Here is a 14915-nt window from a genome sequence, read left to right on the forward strand (position 1 = left end):
AGAGTTCACCGGCACGAAACGATCGGCGGCGTGTCGCTTTGATCGCCGGACGCCGCCCGGTCGTACTGTCATCGCAACGGGCACGGTGCCCGTTCGAGTCGGCCGATCACGACTCGTGACCCACGGTCGACTCGGGCAATCGGGTGAGACACCCGAGGCGGGGAGTGGGTTGTGGCCGCACGAGCAACTGAGCAGCAGCGTCGCGTCATCCACGATGGAGGTGACGCCTCCGATCAGGAGCTGCGCACCTACGTCCTGGACACGTCCGTGCTGCTGAGCGATCCCCGGGCGATGTTCCGGTTCGCCGAGCATTCCGTCGTCATCCCGGTCGTCGTCGTCACGGAGCTCGAGGGCAAACGTCACGACCCCGAGATCGGCTACTTCGCCCGGCAGGCGCTGCGCCACCTCGACGACCTGCGGGTCGAGCACGGTCGTCTCGACTTCCCGGTGCCCGTCGGCGAGGGCGGCCTGCTGCGCGTAGAGCTCACCAACACCGACCCGTCGGTGCTGCCAGCGGGCATGCGCCTGGGCGACAACGACACGAGGATCCTCGCGGTCGCGATGCATCTCGCCCACGAGGGCCAACCGGTGACCGTCGTGTCGAAGGACCTGCCGATGCGAGTGAAGGCGGCGTCGCTGGGTATCTCGGCCGAGGAGTACCTCGCCGAGCAGGCGGTGGACTCGGGGTGGACAGGCATCGCCGACGTCGACCTGTCGGGCGACGACATGAGCGACCTGTACGAGACCGAGATCGGCGCGAGCGACCAGGTGGTCGGGATGCCGGTGAACACCGGTCTCGTCATCCACTCCGAGCGCGGATCGGCGCTCGGGCGGGTCACCGGCGGAGGGTCGTTCCGTCTCGTGCGGGGCGACCGCGACGTCTTCGGTCTGCACGGCCGCTCGGCGGAGCAGCGCATCGCGATCGACCTCCTGCTCGACCCGGACGTGGGCATCGTCTCCCTGGGCGGCCGCGCGGGTACCGGCAAGTCAGCACTCGCACTGTGCGCCGCCCTGGAGTCCGTGCTCGAACGGCAGCAGCAGAAGAAGATCATCGTCTTCCGGCCGCTCTTCGCCGTCGGCGGCCAGGAGCTCGGCTACCTGCCCGGAGATGCGCAGGAGAAGATGAACCCCTGGGGTCAAGCGATCTTCGACACGCTGGGCTCGGTCGTCTCCAGCAACGTCGTCGAAGAGATCGTCGCGCGCGGCCTGCTCGAGGTGCTGCCGTTGACGCACATCCGAGGGCGTTCGCTGCACGACGCCTTCGTCATCGTCGACGAAGCGCAGTCGCTCGAGCGCAACGTGCTGCTGACGGTGCTCAGTCGCATCGGGCAGAACTCGCGGGTGGTGCTCACCCACGACGTGGGGCAGCGCGACAACCTGCGCGTCGGTCGCCACGATGGCATCGCCTCGGTCATCGAGAGCTTGAAGGGGCACGGGCTCTTCGCCCACGTGACCCTCACGCGCTCGGAGCGTTCCGCGATCGCGGCCCTCGTCACCGACCTCCTGGAGGCGGGCGAACTCAGCTGAGGGGAGCGGGGTCGGCGCTGCCGCGGTACAGCGCCGACCCCGAGCTCACGCCTCCCAGCGGTAGCCTTCGCCGCGCACGGTCGCGATCCGTCGCGCGCCCACCTTGGCGCGGAGGTAGCGCACGTAGACGTCGACGACGTTCGAGCCGGGGTCGAAGTCGAGCGCCCACACCTGCCGCAGCAGCGCCTCCCGGCTGAGGACTTCGCCGGCGTGCCGCAGGAACTGCTCGGCGAGGGCGAACTCCCGGGCCGACAGGTCGATCTCGCGGCCGTCGATGCTGGCGCGCCGGGTGAGCATGTCGAGACTCACGCCGTCATGCGAAAGCACGGTCGCCGGACCGCCGCTCTCGCGCAGGCGCGAGCGGATGCGGGCCAGCAGCTCCGCGACGACGAACGGCTTCGGGACGTAGTCGCTCGCGCCGGCATCGAGCGCCTCGACGGTGTCGCTGGTGCCGCTGCGCGCCGTCAGCATCACGACCGGGACCGTGGAGCCGCCCGCCCGGATCTGCCGCAGAACGTCGAATCCGTCGATGCCGGGCAGCCCGACGTCGAGCACGACGAGGTCGATCTGCTCGCCCGCGAGGATCTGCAGCGCGGTCTCGCCGTCCTCCGCCGCAACCGGGTCGAAGCCCTCGGAACGCATGGCGCGTTCGAGCAGCGTGATGATGTGGGGTTCGTCATCGACGAGCAGGATGCGGGTCATCCGATCTCCTTGCGTTGGAGGACGACGTCGTCGGCTCGGACCGGGGCGGGAAGCCGCCGGGCCGACCGAAGGGGGATCTCGATGGTGAAGGTGGCGCCGCCGCCGGGGGTCTCCGCGACGCGGCAGGAGCCGCCATGCCCCTTCGCGATCGCGTCGACGATCGCCAGCCCCAGGCCCGATCCGCCCGCCGAGCGCCGCCGACCGCCGCGGTCGAACCGGCGGAAGATGCGATGGCGAGCCGCGGGCGGGACACCGGGACCGTGGTCGCGCACCCACAGGTGCGCCGATCCGGCGTAGACGCCGCTGCCGAGCTCGATCGCGGTGCCGACGGGGGTGTGCTTGGCGGCATTGTCGGCGAGCTGGAGCCAGGCCTGCAGCAAACGGTCGGGGTCGCCGGTCACGACCGCGCGCTGGGTGGTCTCGACCGCCCACTCGTGCCCGGGGATGACCGTGACGAGGTCGGCGACCCGCTGGGTCAGGGTCTCGAGATCGACGTCGTCGCTCGTGAACCGCGCCCCGTCGACCGAAGCGAGCAGATCGATGTCGCCGATGAGGCGCGTCATCCGGTCGAGCTCCGCCGTCGCGATCTGCCGCACCGTCTCGACATCCCCGCTGTCTGCGGCATCCATCAGCTCGAGGTGTCCGCGGACGATCGCGATGGGCGTCTTCAGCTCGTGCCGGACGTCGTCGAGCAGGCGGCGCTGCGCCTCGACGGCGGAATCGGACGCATCCTGCGCCGCGGCATCGCGCGGCGGCGTCGCCAGCAACGGCCAGCCCACGGCCCACAAGGTGACGAGCGTTCCGGCGCCGGCGACCGCGAAGACGAGGACGGCCGGCCACGGCGGGGTGGCGCCGACGACGAGGAAGACGAGCAGCGTCGCGATGGCGGCAACGACGAAGCCGGCGCACACGACAGCCAGGAGCGATCCCAGGATGCGTGCGCGCCGGGCCTCCGACCGCGACGGACTCACTCTCCGATTATCAGCCAGCGTGCGTCATCGACAGCAGGTCGAGCTTCTCGTCCAGCTGCGCCTCGGTGAGTTCGCCGCGCTCGACGTAGCCGAGCGCGATGACGGCCTCGCGCACCGCGACGCCCTGGGCGACGGCGTGCTTGGCGATCTTGGCCGCGGCCTCGTAGCCGATCAGCTTGTTCAGCGGCGTGACGATCGACGGCGACATCCCGGCGAAGGCTGCGGCGCGCTCGACGTTCGCTTCGAGACCCGCGACGGTCTTGTCAGCGAGGACGCGCACGGCGTTGGAGAGCAGACGGATCGACTCGAGCAGCGCGGTGCCCATCACGGGGATCGCGACGTTGAGCTCGAACGAGCCGGACGCGCCCGCCCACGCGACGGTCGCGTCGTTGCCGATGACGCGCGCCGACACCATGAGCACGGCCTCCGGGACGACCGGGTTGACCTTGCCCGGCATGATGGAGGATCCCGGCTGCAGGTCGGGGATGTGCAGCTCGCCGAGACCGGTGTTCGGTCCCGAGCCCATCCAGCGGATGTCGTTGTTGATCTTGGTCAGCGACACCGCGATGGTGCGCAGCGCGCCGGATGCCTCGACGAGGCCGTCACGGTTCGCCTGCGCCTCGAAGTGGTCCTTCGCCTCGGTGATCGGCAGCTCGGTCTCGGCGGCGAGCAGCTCGATGACCTTCTGCGGGAAGCCCTGCGGGGTGTTGATGCCGGTGCCGACGGCGGTGCCGCCGAGGGGCACCTCGCCGACGCGGGGGAGCACCGACTGGACGCGCTCGATGCCCAGGCGCATCTGCCGCGCGTAGCCGCCGAACTCCTGACCCAGCGTGACGGGGGTGGCATCCATGAGGTGTGTGCGGCCGGACTTCACGACGTCCTTCCACAGCTCCGCCTTCTCCTCGAACGCCACCGCGAGGTGGTCGAGGGAGGGGATGAGGTCGTCGATCAGGGCCTGGGTCACGGCGATGTGCACCGACGTCGGGAAGACGTCGTTCGACGACTGCGAGGCGTTGACGTGGTCGTTGGGGTGCACGGGGGAACCGAGGGTGCGCGTCGCAAGGGTCGCGAGCACCTCGTTCATGTTCATGTTCGACGACGTGCCCGAGCCGGTCTGGTAGGTGTCGACGGGGAAGTGCGCGTCGTGGCGACCCGTGACGACCTCGTCGGCCGCGGCGGCGATCGCGTCGGCGATCCCGGCGTCGAGCGTGCCGAGCTCTTTGTTCGCGAGGGCGGCGGCCTTCTTGATGCGCGCCAGCGCGGCGATCTGCGACGATTCCAGACCCGAGCCCGAGATCGGGAAGTTCTCCACGGCCCGCTGGGTCTGCGCCGCGTAGAGGGCGTCCTTGGGGACCCGAACCTCTCCCATGGTGTCGTGTTCGATGCGGTACTCGATGTCGGTCACGTCGTCGTTCCTCTTTCGGTTATTCGGGGTCAGGATGCCGCGGCGTCGTGGACGTCGCCGAGGATGATGTCGGGCACCGCGGCGCCCTCGGCCAGCCGGTAGTTGGCGCCGACGATCGCGACGCGGCCCTCGGCGACGGCGGTGCTGATCAGCTCGGAAGCGTGCAGGAGCTGCCCGACCGTCTCGCGCAGGTGCTCGCGTCCCACGGTCTCGGCGTCGACGGTCTCGGCGGTCACCCCGTCGGCGGCGCCGGCGCGGAGAACGCGGCGCACGGCAGGGACGATGGGCGCGATCTGGCGCCAGATGAGCGGCGGGAGCGGGGGAGCGTCGACGCCGGTGCTGTCGATCGCGGCACGGACGGCGCCGCACGCGTCGTGGCCCAGCACGACGATGAGCGGGACGTTGAGCACCGCGACGGCGTATTCGAGGCTGCCGACCACGGAGTCGGAGATCACCTGACCGGCGTTGCGGATGACGAACAGGTCGCCGAGACCCTCGTCGAAAATGATCTCCGCCGCCAGGCGCGAGTCGGAGCAGCCGAACAGGGCGGCGCGGGGAGTCTGCAGACCGGCGATCTCGTGGCGGCGCTCGACGTCCTGGCGGGGGTGCCGGGGGCTGCCGTCGACGAAGCGGGTGTTGCCCGCCCGCATCTCGTCCCACGCCTCCTGGGGAGTGGGAACCGCGGTGCTGTCGGCCGTAGAGGTCATCGTGTCTCCTTCTGCAGGTCGGCTATCTGCGGTGCGAGGCCGCGCGCTGCCTCGCGCACGGTGTCGGCGTCGACGGCGCCGCCGCCATACACGAGGATCGTGTCGGTTCCGGCGGTCGTCGACAGTGCGTACGAGATGTTCCCGTACCGCGAGGGGTCCGTGATCTCGAAGACGTCCCAATCGACGTCGCCGAGCCGCTCGACCGTCGTCGCCCGGGCGCCGCTGATCTGACGCGATGCCCACCCGGCGTCGGCGTCGAAGCCCTGCTGCACGTTGACGTAGCCGCTCGCGGGGGCGTACACGACCTCCCACGTGCGTACGTCATCGCCGGCGAGCTCGGCCTTGTTCACGCGCCAGGTCTCGGGCACGACGGGGACGACGAGGTCGCGTTCGATCGAGGGGCCGATGTCGGCGGCGACCGCCGCGACGTCGATGGGAGGACGCTCCGGGACCGAGCCGCGGGGAACGCCGAAGACGATGACGGCCACCACGGCGACGGTCACGATGAGAGCGGCGATGAGATTGCGCGTGGTCTGGCTCGACCGGTAGACACGCGAGGACGCGGCCTTGCGAGCGGCGGTCTCGTCGGGAGTCTCGGGGCGCCCGAGCTCGGCGACGATCCGGGGACCCTTCGCCATCACTCGTCGCCCGCGCCGCCGGTGCGGGCCTCGTCGAGTCGCCGTTTCGCGCCGAGGAGCCACTCCTCGCATCGAGCGGCGAGCTGTTCGCCTCGGGTCCACAACTCGAGCGAATGCTCGAGCGTCGGAGCGCCCTGCTCGAGTTCTGCGACGACGCGCACGAGCTCGTCCCGAGCCTGCTCGAAGCTGAGGGTCGCGACGTCGGCGGGGAGCCCATCGGCCGGCGAAGTCATGTCTCCCATCCTAGGACGGGTCGGCCGACGTGACCGTGCCGGTGCCGGCTGCGCCCGGGGCGACGGCATCCTCGGCGATCTCGCCCTCGGAGTGCGCACCGAACGATCCGCGCGCCACGGTCACCACGACGCGTGCCCCGGCTGCGGCCTGAGCCGCGTCTCGAACGATGACGCCGCCGTCCAGATGGGCGATCGCGTAGCCCCGATCGAGTGTCGCGCCGGGAGAGAGTGCGCGCAGCGAGGCCCGCAGGCGCGCGAGGTCGTGCGCGGCGGTGTCGACGCGGCGCGTGACGACATCGCGTCCGCGGGCCGTGAGTAAATGCAGCTCGTGCGCGCGGGTCGTCATCAGCGACTCGGGATTGCGCAGGACGGGGCGCGAGCGCAGCTGTTCGAGCTGGGCGAGGTCATGAGCGACGCGCTGCGTCAGGCGCGTGCGCGCACGGCTGCGCAGTTGCTCGACGAGGGCACGCTGCTCCACGACATCCGGCACGACGCGCTTCGCGGCATCGGTCGGTGTCGAGGCGCGCAGATCTGCGACGTCGTCGAGCAGCGGGTGGTCGTTCTCATGCCCGATCGCGGACACCACGGGCGTCGTCGCCTCGGCGACGGCACGCACGAGCCGCTCGTCGCTGAAACCGAGCAGGGTCTGCGGGTCGCCGCCGCCGCGGGCGATGACGATGACGTCGACCTCGGGGTCGGCGTCGAGGGTGCGCAGCGCCGCGATCGTCTCGGGCACGCACCGATCACCCTGCACCGCCGCGTGAACCGTGCGGAAGGCGACGTGGGGCCAGCGCAACTCCGCGTTGCGGTGCACATCACGTTCGGCGTCGCTGCGTTCGCCCGTGATGAGGCCGATCGTGTGAGGCAGGAAGGGCAGCGGCTTCTTGCGCGACGCGTCGAACAGACCCTCCGCGCGGAGTCGGGACCGCAGCCGTTCGAGCTGCACCAGCTGATCACCGAGCCCCGTGGGCCGCATCGCCGAGACCGTGAAGGAGAAGTCGCCGGACTTCACGAAGTAGTCGCTCTTGACGCACGCGACGACCCGGTCGCCGACCTGCGGGCTCGAGCCCAGGCGCTGCAGGGTGCTCGACCACAGGCGGAACGACAGCGCGGCGTCGGCCTCGGCGTCCTTCAACCTGCCGAAGACGTGGCCGCCGCGCAGGTTCCACGACGTGATCTCACCCTCCACCCAGACGGCGTTCCATCGCTGGACGAAGTCGCGGATCGTCTCGTTCAAGCGCGAGATCGAGGTCGGCGTCTGCGGGGACGACTCCCGGGGGTGCACGGCGTCGGGCGGCGGCGTCTGACCGGGGGCGGCCTCGAACGACGGCATGGATCTCCTCACGGCCGGTTCCGAGCGGGTCGGGGGTGCGCCTCGTAGAATCGAGGAGTGAGTACACCCGCCGTCCGGCTGCCCGTACCCCGCGTGCCGGGGCGTCACGGCCGTCTCCAGGATATCCCGGTAGGCGCTGCCAAGCGGGTGCTTCTGGCGGCCCCGCGCGGTTACTGCGCCGGCGTCGACCGTGCGGTGGTGGCGGTCGAGAAGGCGCTCGAGAGATTCGGCGCCCCCGTGTACGTCCGCAAGCAGATCGTCCACAACCTCCACGTGGTCCGCGAGCTCGAGGAGCGGGGCGCCGTGTTCGTGGACGAGGTGGATGCCGTGCCCGCGGGCGCACACGTCGTCTTCAGCGCCCACGGGGTGTCGCCGGCCGTCGTCTCGGCGGCATCCGATCGCGGCCTGCAGGCGATCGACGCGACCTGCCCGCTCGTGACGAAGGTCCACCGCGAGGCCGTCCGATTCGCGCGCGACGAACGCGAGATTCTGCTGATCGGCCATGAGGGGCACGAGGAGGTCGAGGGCACGGCGGGCGAGGCTCCCGAGCACATCACCGTCGTCACCTCTCCGGAGCACGCGGATGTCGTCGAGGTCCGCGACCCCTCGCGAGTGGTGTGGCTGTCGCAGACCACGCTGTCGGTCGACGAGACGATGGAGACGGTCCGACGGCTGCGCGTGCGATTCCCCGAGCTGCAGGACCCGCCGTCCGACGACATCTGTTACGCGACCCAGAACCGCCAGGTGGCGATCAAGAAGATCGCCGCTGAGACCGATCTCGTCATCGTGGTCGGATCGGCGAACTCCTCGAACAGCGTGCGGCTCGTCGAGGTCGCCCTCGAGTACGGTGCCCGCGCGGCATACCGCGTGGACTACGCCGACGAGATCCGCCAGGAATGGCTCGACGGCGTCCGGACGGTCGGCGTCACCAGCGGTGCTTCCGTACCCGAGGTGCTGGTGCAGGAGGTGCTGGCCAGCCTGGCCGATGCCGGCTACGGGGATGTCGACGAGGTGCGCACCGCGGAGGAGGATCTCATGTTCTCGCTTCCGAAAGAGCTGCGCACGGATGCATCCGGCCAGCAGGATGCCCGCGCCCGCGGCGGACGGGGACGTTCATGAGCGACCAGGATCAGCGCCCGCGCCCGCAGTACGGCGAGTACGCGACGCCGGAAGAGCAGCGTGCCCGCATCGCCGCGCTCGGGGGCGGCACCGCGCCGCATCCGGATGTCGTCGACACGGCGATTCCCGCCGCGTCACCGGCGCCGGCCGCGCCCACGGGGGCGCCGCCTCGGCTGCCCTCGCCGCGCCCGACGACGACCGCGGCCCGGCCCACCCGCACCGCGGACCGGGTGGTCACCATCGCGCTGCTCGCGTACGGTCTTATCACCCTGCTCGGAGCGATCCCGCAGCTCATCGACTTCGTCGGCTTCGCCGAGACCTGGATGGAAATGGCGGGCATCGATGCGACACTCGCCGACCCTGCCGCCGGCCGCGCCTGGGGCATCGCCGCCGCGATCTTCTACAGCCTCGGCTGGCTCGCTACGGCGGCCCTGTCGTGGTGGTCGCTGTCGCACCGCCGCCTGTCCTGGTGGATCCCGCTCGTCGGCGCCATCGTCACCTTCGTGATCGTGAGCCTGCTGCTCGCCGCTCCGCTGCTGTCGGACCCGGGCGTGATGCAGGGTTTCTCCGCGCCGCGCTGACCCCGCCGCAGACACCCGCGCTCGGTACCGCGGAAGGGCCCCGAGGATTCCTCCTCGGGGCCCTTCGCTTTCGCGGTGCTGGGCGTCAGCTCTGCGACGGTGCTGGTAGTCAGCTCTGCGACGGTGCTGGTGGTCAGCTCTGCGACTGTGCTGGTGGTCAGCTCTGCGACTGTGCTGGTGGTCAGCTCTGCGACTGTGCTGGTGGTCAGCTCTGCGACTGGCCGTACGAGCCGAGCTGCTTGGTCGCCTCGACGACGCGAGCGGCCATGGCCGACTCGGCCTTCTTGCCCCAGGCGCGCGGGTCGTAGGCCTTCTTGTTGCCCACCTCGCCGTCGACCTTGAGGACGCCGTCGTAGTTCTGGAACATGAAGCCGGCGACGGAGCGCGTGAAGGCGTACTGCGTGTCGGTGTCGATGTTCATCTTCACGACGCCGTTCGCGACGGCCAGCGCGATCTCTTCGTCGGTCGAACCGCTGCCGCCGTGGAAGACGAGGTCGAGCGGCTTCTCGCCGGTGCCGAACTTCTCGGCGATGCCGGCCTGGATCTCGCCGAGCAGCTCGGGCTTGAGCTTGACGTTGCCCGGCTTGTAGACGCCGTGGACGTTGCCGAACGTGAGTGCCGCGATCCAGCGGCCCTGGTCGCCGAGGCCGAGCGCGTCGACGACCTGCGAGACGTCTCCGGTCGTGGTGTACAGCGCGTCGTTGGAGCCCTCGTGCTGGACGCCGTCCTCTTCGCCGCCCACGACGCCGATCTCGACCTCGAGGATCGCGCGGATCGCCTTGATGCGGGGGAGCAGCTGCTGGGCGATCTCGATGTTCTCAGCCAGCGGCACGGCCGAGCCGTCCCACATGTGCGACTGGAAGATCGGCTGACCGCCGTCGGCGACGGCCTCTTCGGACGCCGAGATCATCGGCAGCAGGAAGTCGTCGAGCGCCGGCTTGGGGCAGTGGTCGGTGTGCAGCGCCACCGTGACGGGGTAGTTCTTGGCGACCTCGTGCGCGAACTTCGCGAAAGCGAGTGCGCCGGTCGCGCGGCCCTTGACGGTGTGGCCGGCGAAGTAGTCTGCGCCACCCGTGGTGACCTGGATGATGCCGTCAGAGCCGGCCTCGGTCAGACCCTGGAGGACGGCGTTGATCGACTGCGAGCTGGCGGCGTTGATCGCGGGGTAGGCGAACCCACCGGCCTTCGCACGATCCAGCATCTCTGCGTACTGTTCGGGGGTGGCGATGGGCATGACAGCTCCTCAAGTCGGCGGTGTTACCGAGCCCACTTTATCGAAGGGCGCGGACGAGGTCTGCGGGCCGGGCCGGAGAAACATCGGCGGGTGTGCCGGCCGCGCCCGGGAGCGCGGCGTCTTGACGTGCTGTAAAGAATCAAGATTCCTTCATTCTGGATCGTCTGAAACTTCGGGTTCGCTCGCGAACTCGCGCCTAGGCTGAGGCCATGGTGAGTCTGACCGCCGACATGAGTCCGCTGCATCCCGACCGTAACCTCGCTCTCGAACTGGTGCGGGCGACCGAAGCGGCGGCGATCCGCTCCGTTCCCTTCATCGGGCGCGGACAGAAGGAGCTCGCCGACGGAGCCGCCGTCGACGCGATGCGCGCATTCCTCACGACGGTCAACTTCGACGGCGTCATCGTGATCGGTGAGGGCGAGAAGGATGCCGCGCCCATGCTCTTCAACGGCGAGAAGGTCGGCACGGGTCGTGGCCCGCAGGCTGACATCGCCGTCGACCCGATCGATGGCACGTCGCTGACCGCCGAGGGCCGCAACAACGCTCTCTCGGTCATCGCTGTGGCCGACCGCGGAGCGATGCTCGACGCGTCGGCCGTGTTCTACATGGACAAGCTCGTCACCGGTCCCGCGGGTGTCGGCGTCGTCGACATCCGACTGCCCATCGCCGAGAACATCCACCGACTCGCGAAAGCCCTCGGCAAGCCCGTGGACGAGCTGGTGGTGTCGGTGCTCAACCGTCCGCGCCACGCACAGCTGATCGAGGACATCCGCGCTGCGGGCGCCGGGACGCGGCTGATGAGCGACGGCGATGTCGCCGGTGGCATCAACGCTGCACGTCATAACGCCCGCACCGACATGTGCGTCGGTATCGGCGGCAGCCCGGAGGGCATCGTCACGGCGTGCGCGATCAAGGCTCTCGGCGGTCACATCCAGGGACGGCTGTGGGCGCGCGACGACGACGAGAAGCAGCGCGGAATCGACGCCGGACTGTCGATGGACGGGCATGTGTACGAGGCGGACGACCTCGTGCGGGGCAAGAACACGATCTTCGTCGCGACGGGTGTCACCAACGGTGAGCTCGTCGGTGGCGTGCGCCGCGAGGGCGACTTCGTCTACACGGAGAGCGTGGTTCTGCGTGGCGCGTCGGGCACGCTTCGTCGCATCACGTCCGAGCACCTGACGTCGAAGTGGCTGTGACCGCGGTTGTAACTATCACGACACGGCGGCGTGTCAACCGCTGAGGCTCTCAGGTGGGGTCTGCGACAATAGCGTCGGTATCAACGGCGATGACCACCCTCACGTCAGCACCCGGGAGAACCATGTCGATGACAGCGAACAGTCCGCAGACCGGCCAGATCGCGGTGACGATCGACCCCGCACGGCGCCCCGACGTGCTGCTTCGCCGGCGGCACCCGGAGGGCCATCAGGTCAGTGCTTGGTGGATGATCGGGGCCTTCCTCGCGGTGTCGGCGGCGGTCGTGGCCCTCGTGAACATGTTCCCGGCCTGACGGCCGCGAATCAGCGGTCTTCCGGTCGCGGCCCGATCCGGTCGCGCAGTTCGCCAACGTCTGCCCCGAGCAGTTCGGGCGCCGTGGTCATGCGCGTGGCCGTTTCGATCGGTGCGGGCGGCGCGACCGCGTCCAGCCGGGTCTCATCGATCCCGGGGAACTTGCGGGCGGTGACGAGAACACGGCTCTCGAGGGTGCCCACGAACTTGTTGTAGGTCTCGACCGTACGCTCGATCGCCCGTCGCAAATCGCCCGCGTGCGAGGCGAGGCCGCCGAGGCGCTGGTAGAGCTCGTTGCCGAGCTCGAACAATCGACGCGCCTCATCGGAGACGTCCTGTTGCGTCCACGTGTACGCGACGGTCTTCAGTACCGCCCAGAGGTTCACCGGTGAGGCGAGCGCGACGCGTCGGCTGAACGCGTAATCGAGCAGGGCAGGGTCTTCGTCGAGCGCCGCTGCCAGCAACGACTCGCTCGGGATGAAGCACACGACGAACTCGGGACTTGTGGTCAGCCCGGACCAATAGGCCTTCTTCGCCAGAGCGTCGACGTGGGCACGCACGGCTTTCACGTGCGCGGCGAGCAGCGTCTTGCGGCGGCGGGCGTCTTCGCCCTGTGCCGTGACGGGGATCGCGCTCGCTTCGAGGTACGCGTCGAGCGGCACCTTCGCATCGACAGCGAGGGCTTTGTCGCCGGGGAGGCGCACCACGAGGTCGGGGCGCCCGGCGCCGCTGTCGGACGAGACGCTGGCCTGCAGGTCGAAGTCGACGTATCGCGTGAGGCCGGCCGACTCGACGATGCGCCGCAGCTGCGTCTCACCCCAAACGCCGCGGGCGGCGCTGGAACGCAGGGCGCCGGCGAGCGACTCCGTTGTCGTGCGCAGGGCTTCATCGGTCTCGCGGCCGAGCCTGAGTTGTTCGGCGAGCGACCCGAACTGCTCGCTCCGTTCGCGCTCGAGCAGCTCGACCTTCGTCTGCATGGCCTGCAGTGACTCCTGCACCGGGGCGAGCGCCCGCAGCACGGCCTGATCGCGGCGTTCGCGTTCGTCTCGAGCGGCCTGGTCGGCGCGCGCTTGGCTGCCGAACTCGCGCTGGAGTTCGCGTTGGCGCTCGAGCTGATCCGCGAGGGCGGTGCGCTCGGCTTCGGCGACGGCCGCGCGCGACTCGAGGTGGACGAGCTCGGCGGCGGAGCGCCGGGCGCTCGCGGCCGTGCCTGCGAACCAGCCCGCCGCGGCTGCGACCGCAGCGCAGAGAACCACGACCACGACGATGAATGCGTCCATGAGTTCAGGATGCCGCGTGCCTCGGACATCGGTCTGCGCCCACGCGGGGTGGCGCGGCCGAGGACCGGGCGGCCGGGCGAGGATTGGGCGGCATCGACACCGCGCACACCGCGTCAGAACGGGGGCCGGGCGTCGCGCGGCGCGGACAGCGGTCGGCCCGTGACCATGCGGGGCCGCGGCTCGACCAGGAAACGGGTCGAGCCGGATCCCGGCGGCGCCACGCGTGCGCGCGTTCCGTCGTCGGGAGAAGGTCCCGGCGGCGAGCCGGCCGTCACGAACGCGACCAGCGGTGGGGGTGCGTCTTCGCGGTAGACCCGCCCCGTGGGTGAAGTCCACACGAGCAGTCCTCCCGTCAGCTGTCTGACGCGCCAGCGGGTGTGGTGTTTGACGTCGTGGTGGCGTTTGCAGAGGTGGGCGAGGTTGCAAACATGTGTAGGTCCGCCGTCGGATGCCGCGTGGGTGTGGTCTATCTCGCAGCGGATGGCGGGTTGCCGGCATCCGGGGAACCGGCAGTGCCGGTCCCTCGCCCGGAGCAGTCGCCGCATGGCCGCGGTGGGTTGGTAGGTGTCGCACTCGAGCACGGTTCCGGTGACGGGGTGGGTGAGGAGCCGGTCCCAGGTGGTGTTGTCGCCGGCGAGTTCGCGGGCGGTGGCGGCGTCGATGGGGGAGCGGCCGACGAGGTCGGCGGGTCCGTCGTCCTGACCGGTGAGGGTGAGTGCCGAGACGATGACCTGCACTTTCGCGCGGATCGCCCCGAGCGCACCATTGCCGTCACCGTCACCGTCAGCGGTGGCGTCGAGCGCGGGCGTTCCCGCGAGCAGCAGGTCGGCGAACACATCGGCGCGGACCTGGTCGATCGTGCGGGTGTCGCCCCCGAACGAAGAGCCGCCCGCTACCGCAGAGTCGGGCGCCGCAGCATCCGCGCCGCCGAGCGCTGCAGCATCCGCATCCTCGCTCGCCTCCGTCGGCCCGGTCGCCGCCTCCGCCTGCGGCCGAGCGTTAATGATCTCCCGAGCCTGTCGCGTCAACCGGTCGACCACGCCCTCGGCGATCACGGTCGGGAGTGTCGCGATCAGGTCCGACATCCCGTCCGGCCCCGGCTGCACGCGCACGCACCGCCCCGCCGCAGCGGCCTCGTGCCGCTCGGTGAACGACCGTGGATGCAACCGTTCCGCGAGGTGCACCAGCGCATCCCGCACCCGATTGGGCGTCTCACCCTCACACCGCTCGATTGCCGCCCGCTCGAACTCGCCCCGCACCGGGGCCGGCACCGCGCACCCGACGTCTTGGATCACTCGGACGTGTCCGCGGGTGATGCGTCCGGCCGCCCACGCCTCCATCGTTGCGGGGTAGTTCTCGACGAGGTCCTGCGCTTCGTCGATGCGGCGTTGCAGCGTGCGGTCGGTTGCCGCGAAGACCCCGGCGAGCTCCGCGGCGATTCCACGTAACGCCATCTCGTGGCTTTGCACCCGCTCCGACGCCCCGGCGGCTTGCTCTCGCGCGAGTAGGCCTGCCGCAGCCAGCACCCGCACTTCGCGGACCTGTCCCGCGGACCACATCCACCGCGCCCTCGGCATCCGCCACGAGCGCGGCCAGCACGGCGGCATCCGCGTCGCTCCCGAATCCCGCACTCGAAGACATGTTCGAATCGTGTCACGAACCTCAGACATCGGCCC

At 70.2% G+C, this 14915-nt stretch carries 15 protein-coding genes; 5 read left to right on the top strand and 10 right to left on the bottom strand.

Going from position 1 to position 14915, the window contains the following annotated elements:
* The first annotated feature begins 171 nt into the window (after window positions 1-171).
* On the top strand, window positions 172-1527 hold the full coding sequence (gene phoH2, locus PUW82_RS08350; protein WP_420792739.1) for an RNA 5'-3' helicase PhoH2: 1356 nt from the start codon (window positions 172-174) through the stop codon (window positions 1525-1527).
* A gap of 45 nt (window positions 1528-1572) precedes the next feature.
* On the opposite strand, the gene PUW82_RS08355 is transcribed toward phoH2, so the two are convergent.
* Genes PUW82_RS08355 through xseA form a run of 7 tightly spaced genes read right to left on the bottom strand, consistent with a single transcriptional unit; the run spans window position 1573 to window position 7516 of the window.
* Entirely contained in the window at window positions 1573-2229 is a 657-nt protein-coding gene (locus tag PUW82_RS08355; protein ID WP_274221849.1) for a response regulator transcription factor, read from the bottom strand.
* Window positions 2226-3200, bottom strand: a complete 975-nt coding sequence (locus PUW82_RS08360; protein ID WP_274221850.1) for a sensor histidine kinase — start codon at window positions 3198-3200, stop codon at window positions 2226-2228. The genes PUW82_RS08355 and PUW82_RS08360 overlap by 4 nt, the downstream gene beginning before the upstream one ends.
* A gap of 10 nt (window positions 3201-3210) precedes the next feature.
* The gene (locus PUW82_RS08365) at window positions 3211-4605 is read right to left on the bottom strand and encodes a class II fumarate hydratase (RefSeq protein ID WP_274221851.1); all 1395 of its coding nucleotides are present in this window, start codon (window positions 4603-4605) and stop codon (window positions 3211-3213) included.
* A 29-nt stretch (window positions 4606-4634) separates the two neighbouring features.
* The gene (locus tag PUW82_RS08370) at window positions 4635-5312 is read right to left on the bottom strand and encodes a carbonic anhydrase (protein ID WP_274221852.1); all 678 of its coding nucleotides are present in this window, start codon (window positions 5310-5312) and stop codon (window positions 4635-4637) included.
* The gene (locus tag PUW82_RS08375) at window positions 5309-5950 is read right to left on the bottom strand and encodes a DUF4245 family protein (RefSeq protein ID WP_274221853.1); all 642 of its coding nucleotides are present in this window, start codon (window positions 5948-5950) and stop codon (window positions 5309-5311) included. The genes PUW82_RS08370 and PUW82_RS08375 overlap by 4 nt, the downstream gene beginning before the upstream one ends.
* Window positions 5950-6183 (bottom strand): exodeoxyribonuclease VII small subunit, encoded by a 234-nt coding sequence (locus tag PUW82_RS08380; protein WP_274221854.1) that lies wholly within the window; start codon window positions 6181-6183, stop codon window positions 5950-5952. Before PUW82_RS08380 ends, PUW82_RS08375 begins: the two co-directional genes overlap by 1 nt.
* Before the next feature lie 10 nt (window positions 6184-6193).
* Window positions 6194-7516, bottom strand: coding sequence for an exodeoxyribonuclease VII large subunit (xseA, locus tag PUW82_RS08385; RefSeq protein WP_274221855.1), 1323 nt, complete (start codon window positions 7514-7516; stop codon window positions 6194-6196).
* A 57-nt stretch (window positions 7517-7573) separates the two neighbouring features.
* On the opposite strand from xseA, the gene PUW82_RS08390 reads away from it, so the two are divergent.
* Window positions 7574-8635, top strand: coding sequence for a 4-hydroxy-3-methylbut-2-enyl diphosphate reductase (locus PUW82_RS08390; protein WP_274221856.1), 1062 nt, complete (start codon window positions 7574-7576; stop codon window positions 8633-8635).
* Complete coding sequence (locus PUW82_RS08395; protein ID WP_274221857.1) at window positions 8632-9216, top strand: DUF6264 family protein; 585 nt, start codon at window positions 8632-8634, stop codon at window positions 9214-9216. The genes PUW82_RS08390 and PUW82_RS08395 overlap by 4 nt, the downstream gene beginning before the upstream one ends.
* A gap of 205 nt (window positions 9217-9421) precedes the next feature.
* Here PUW82_RS08395 and fbaA read toward each other — a convergent pair whose 3' ends face one another.
* Window positions 9422-10450, bottom strand: a complete 1029-nt coding sequence (gene fbaA, locus PUW82_RS08400) for a class II fructose-bisphosphate aldolase (RefSeq protein ID WP_274221858.1) — start codon at window positions 10448-10450, stop codon at window positions 9422-9424.
* Window positions 10451-10659: 209 nt separating this feature from the next.
* On the opposite strand from fbaA, the gene glpX reads away from it, so the two are divergent.
* Window positions 10660-11649: a class II fructose-bisphosphatase gene (gene glpX, locus PUW82_RS08405; protein ID WP_274221859.1), complete on the top strand. Its 990-nt coding sequence runs from the start codon at window positions 10660-10662 to the stop codon at window positions 11647-11649.
* Window positions 11650-11777: 128 nt separating this feature from the next.
* Window positions 11778-11960 (top strand): UDP-N-acetylmuramyl pentapeptide phosphotransferase, encoded by a 183-nt coding sequence (locus PUW82_RS08410; protein ID WP_245338072.1) that lies wholly within the window; start codon window positions 11778-11780, stop codon window positions 11958-11960.
* 10 nt (window positions 11961-11970) lie between these two features.
* Here the strand turns inward: PUW82_RS08410 and PUW82_RS08415 are convergent, their stop codons facing one another.
* Window positions 11971-13239, bottom strand: a complete 1269-nt coding sequence (locus PUW82_RS08415) for a DNA recombination protein RmuC (protein WP_274221860.1) — start codon at window positions 13237-13239, stop codon at window positions 11971-11973.
* A gap of 113 nt (window positions 13240-13352) precedes the next feature.
* Window positions 13353-14909: an HNH endonuclease signature motif containing protein gene (locus PUW82_RS08420; RefSeq protein ID WP_420792740.1), complete on the bottom strand. Its 1557-nt coding sequence runs from the start codon at window positions 14907-14909 to the stop codon at window positions 13353-13355.
* Between the last annotated feature and the right edge of the window lie 6 nt (window positions 14910-14915).

It is taken from the genome of Microbacterium thalli (assembly GCF_028737325.1).
Classification (GTDB): Bacteria; Actinomycetota; Actinomycetes; order Actinomycetales; family Microbacteriaceae; genus Microbacterium; species Microbacterium thalli.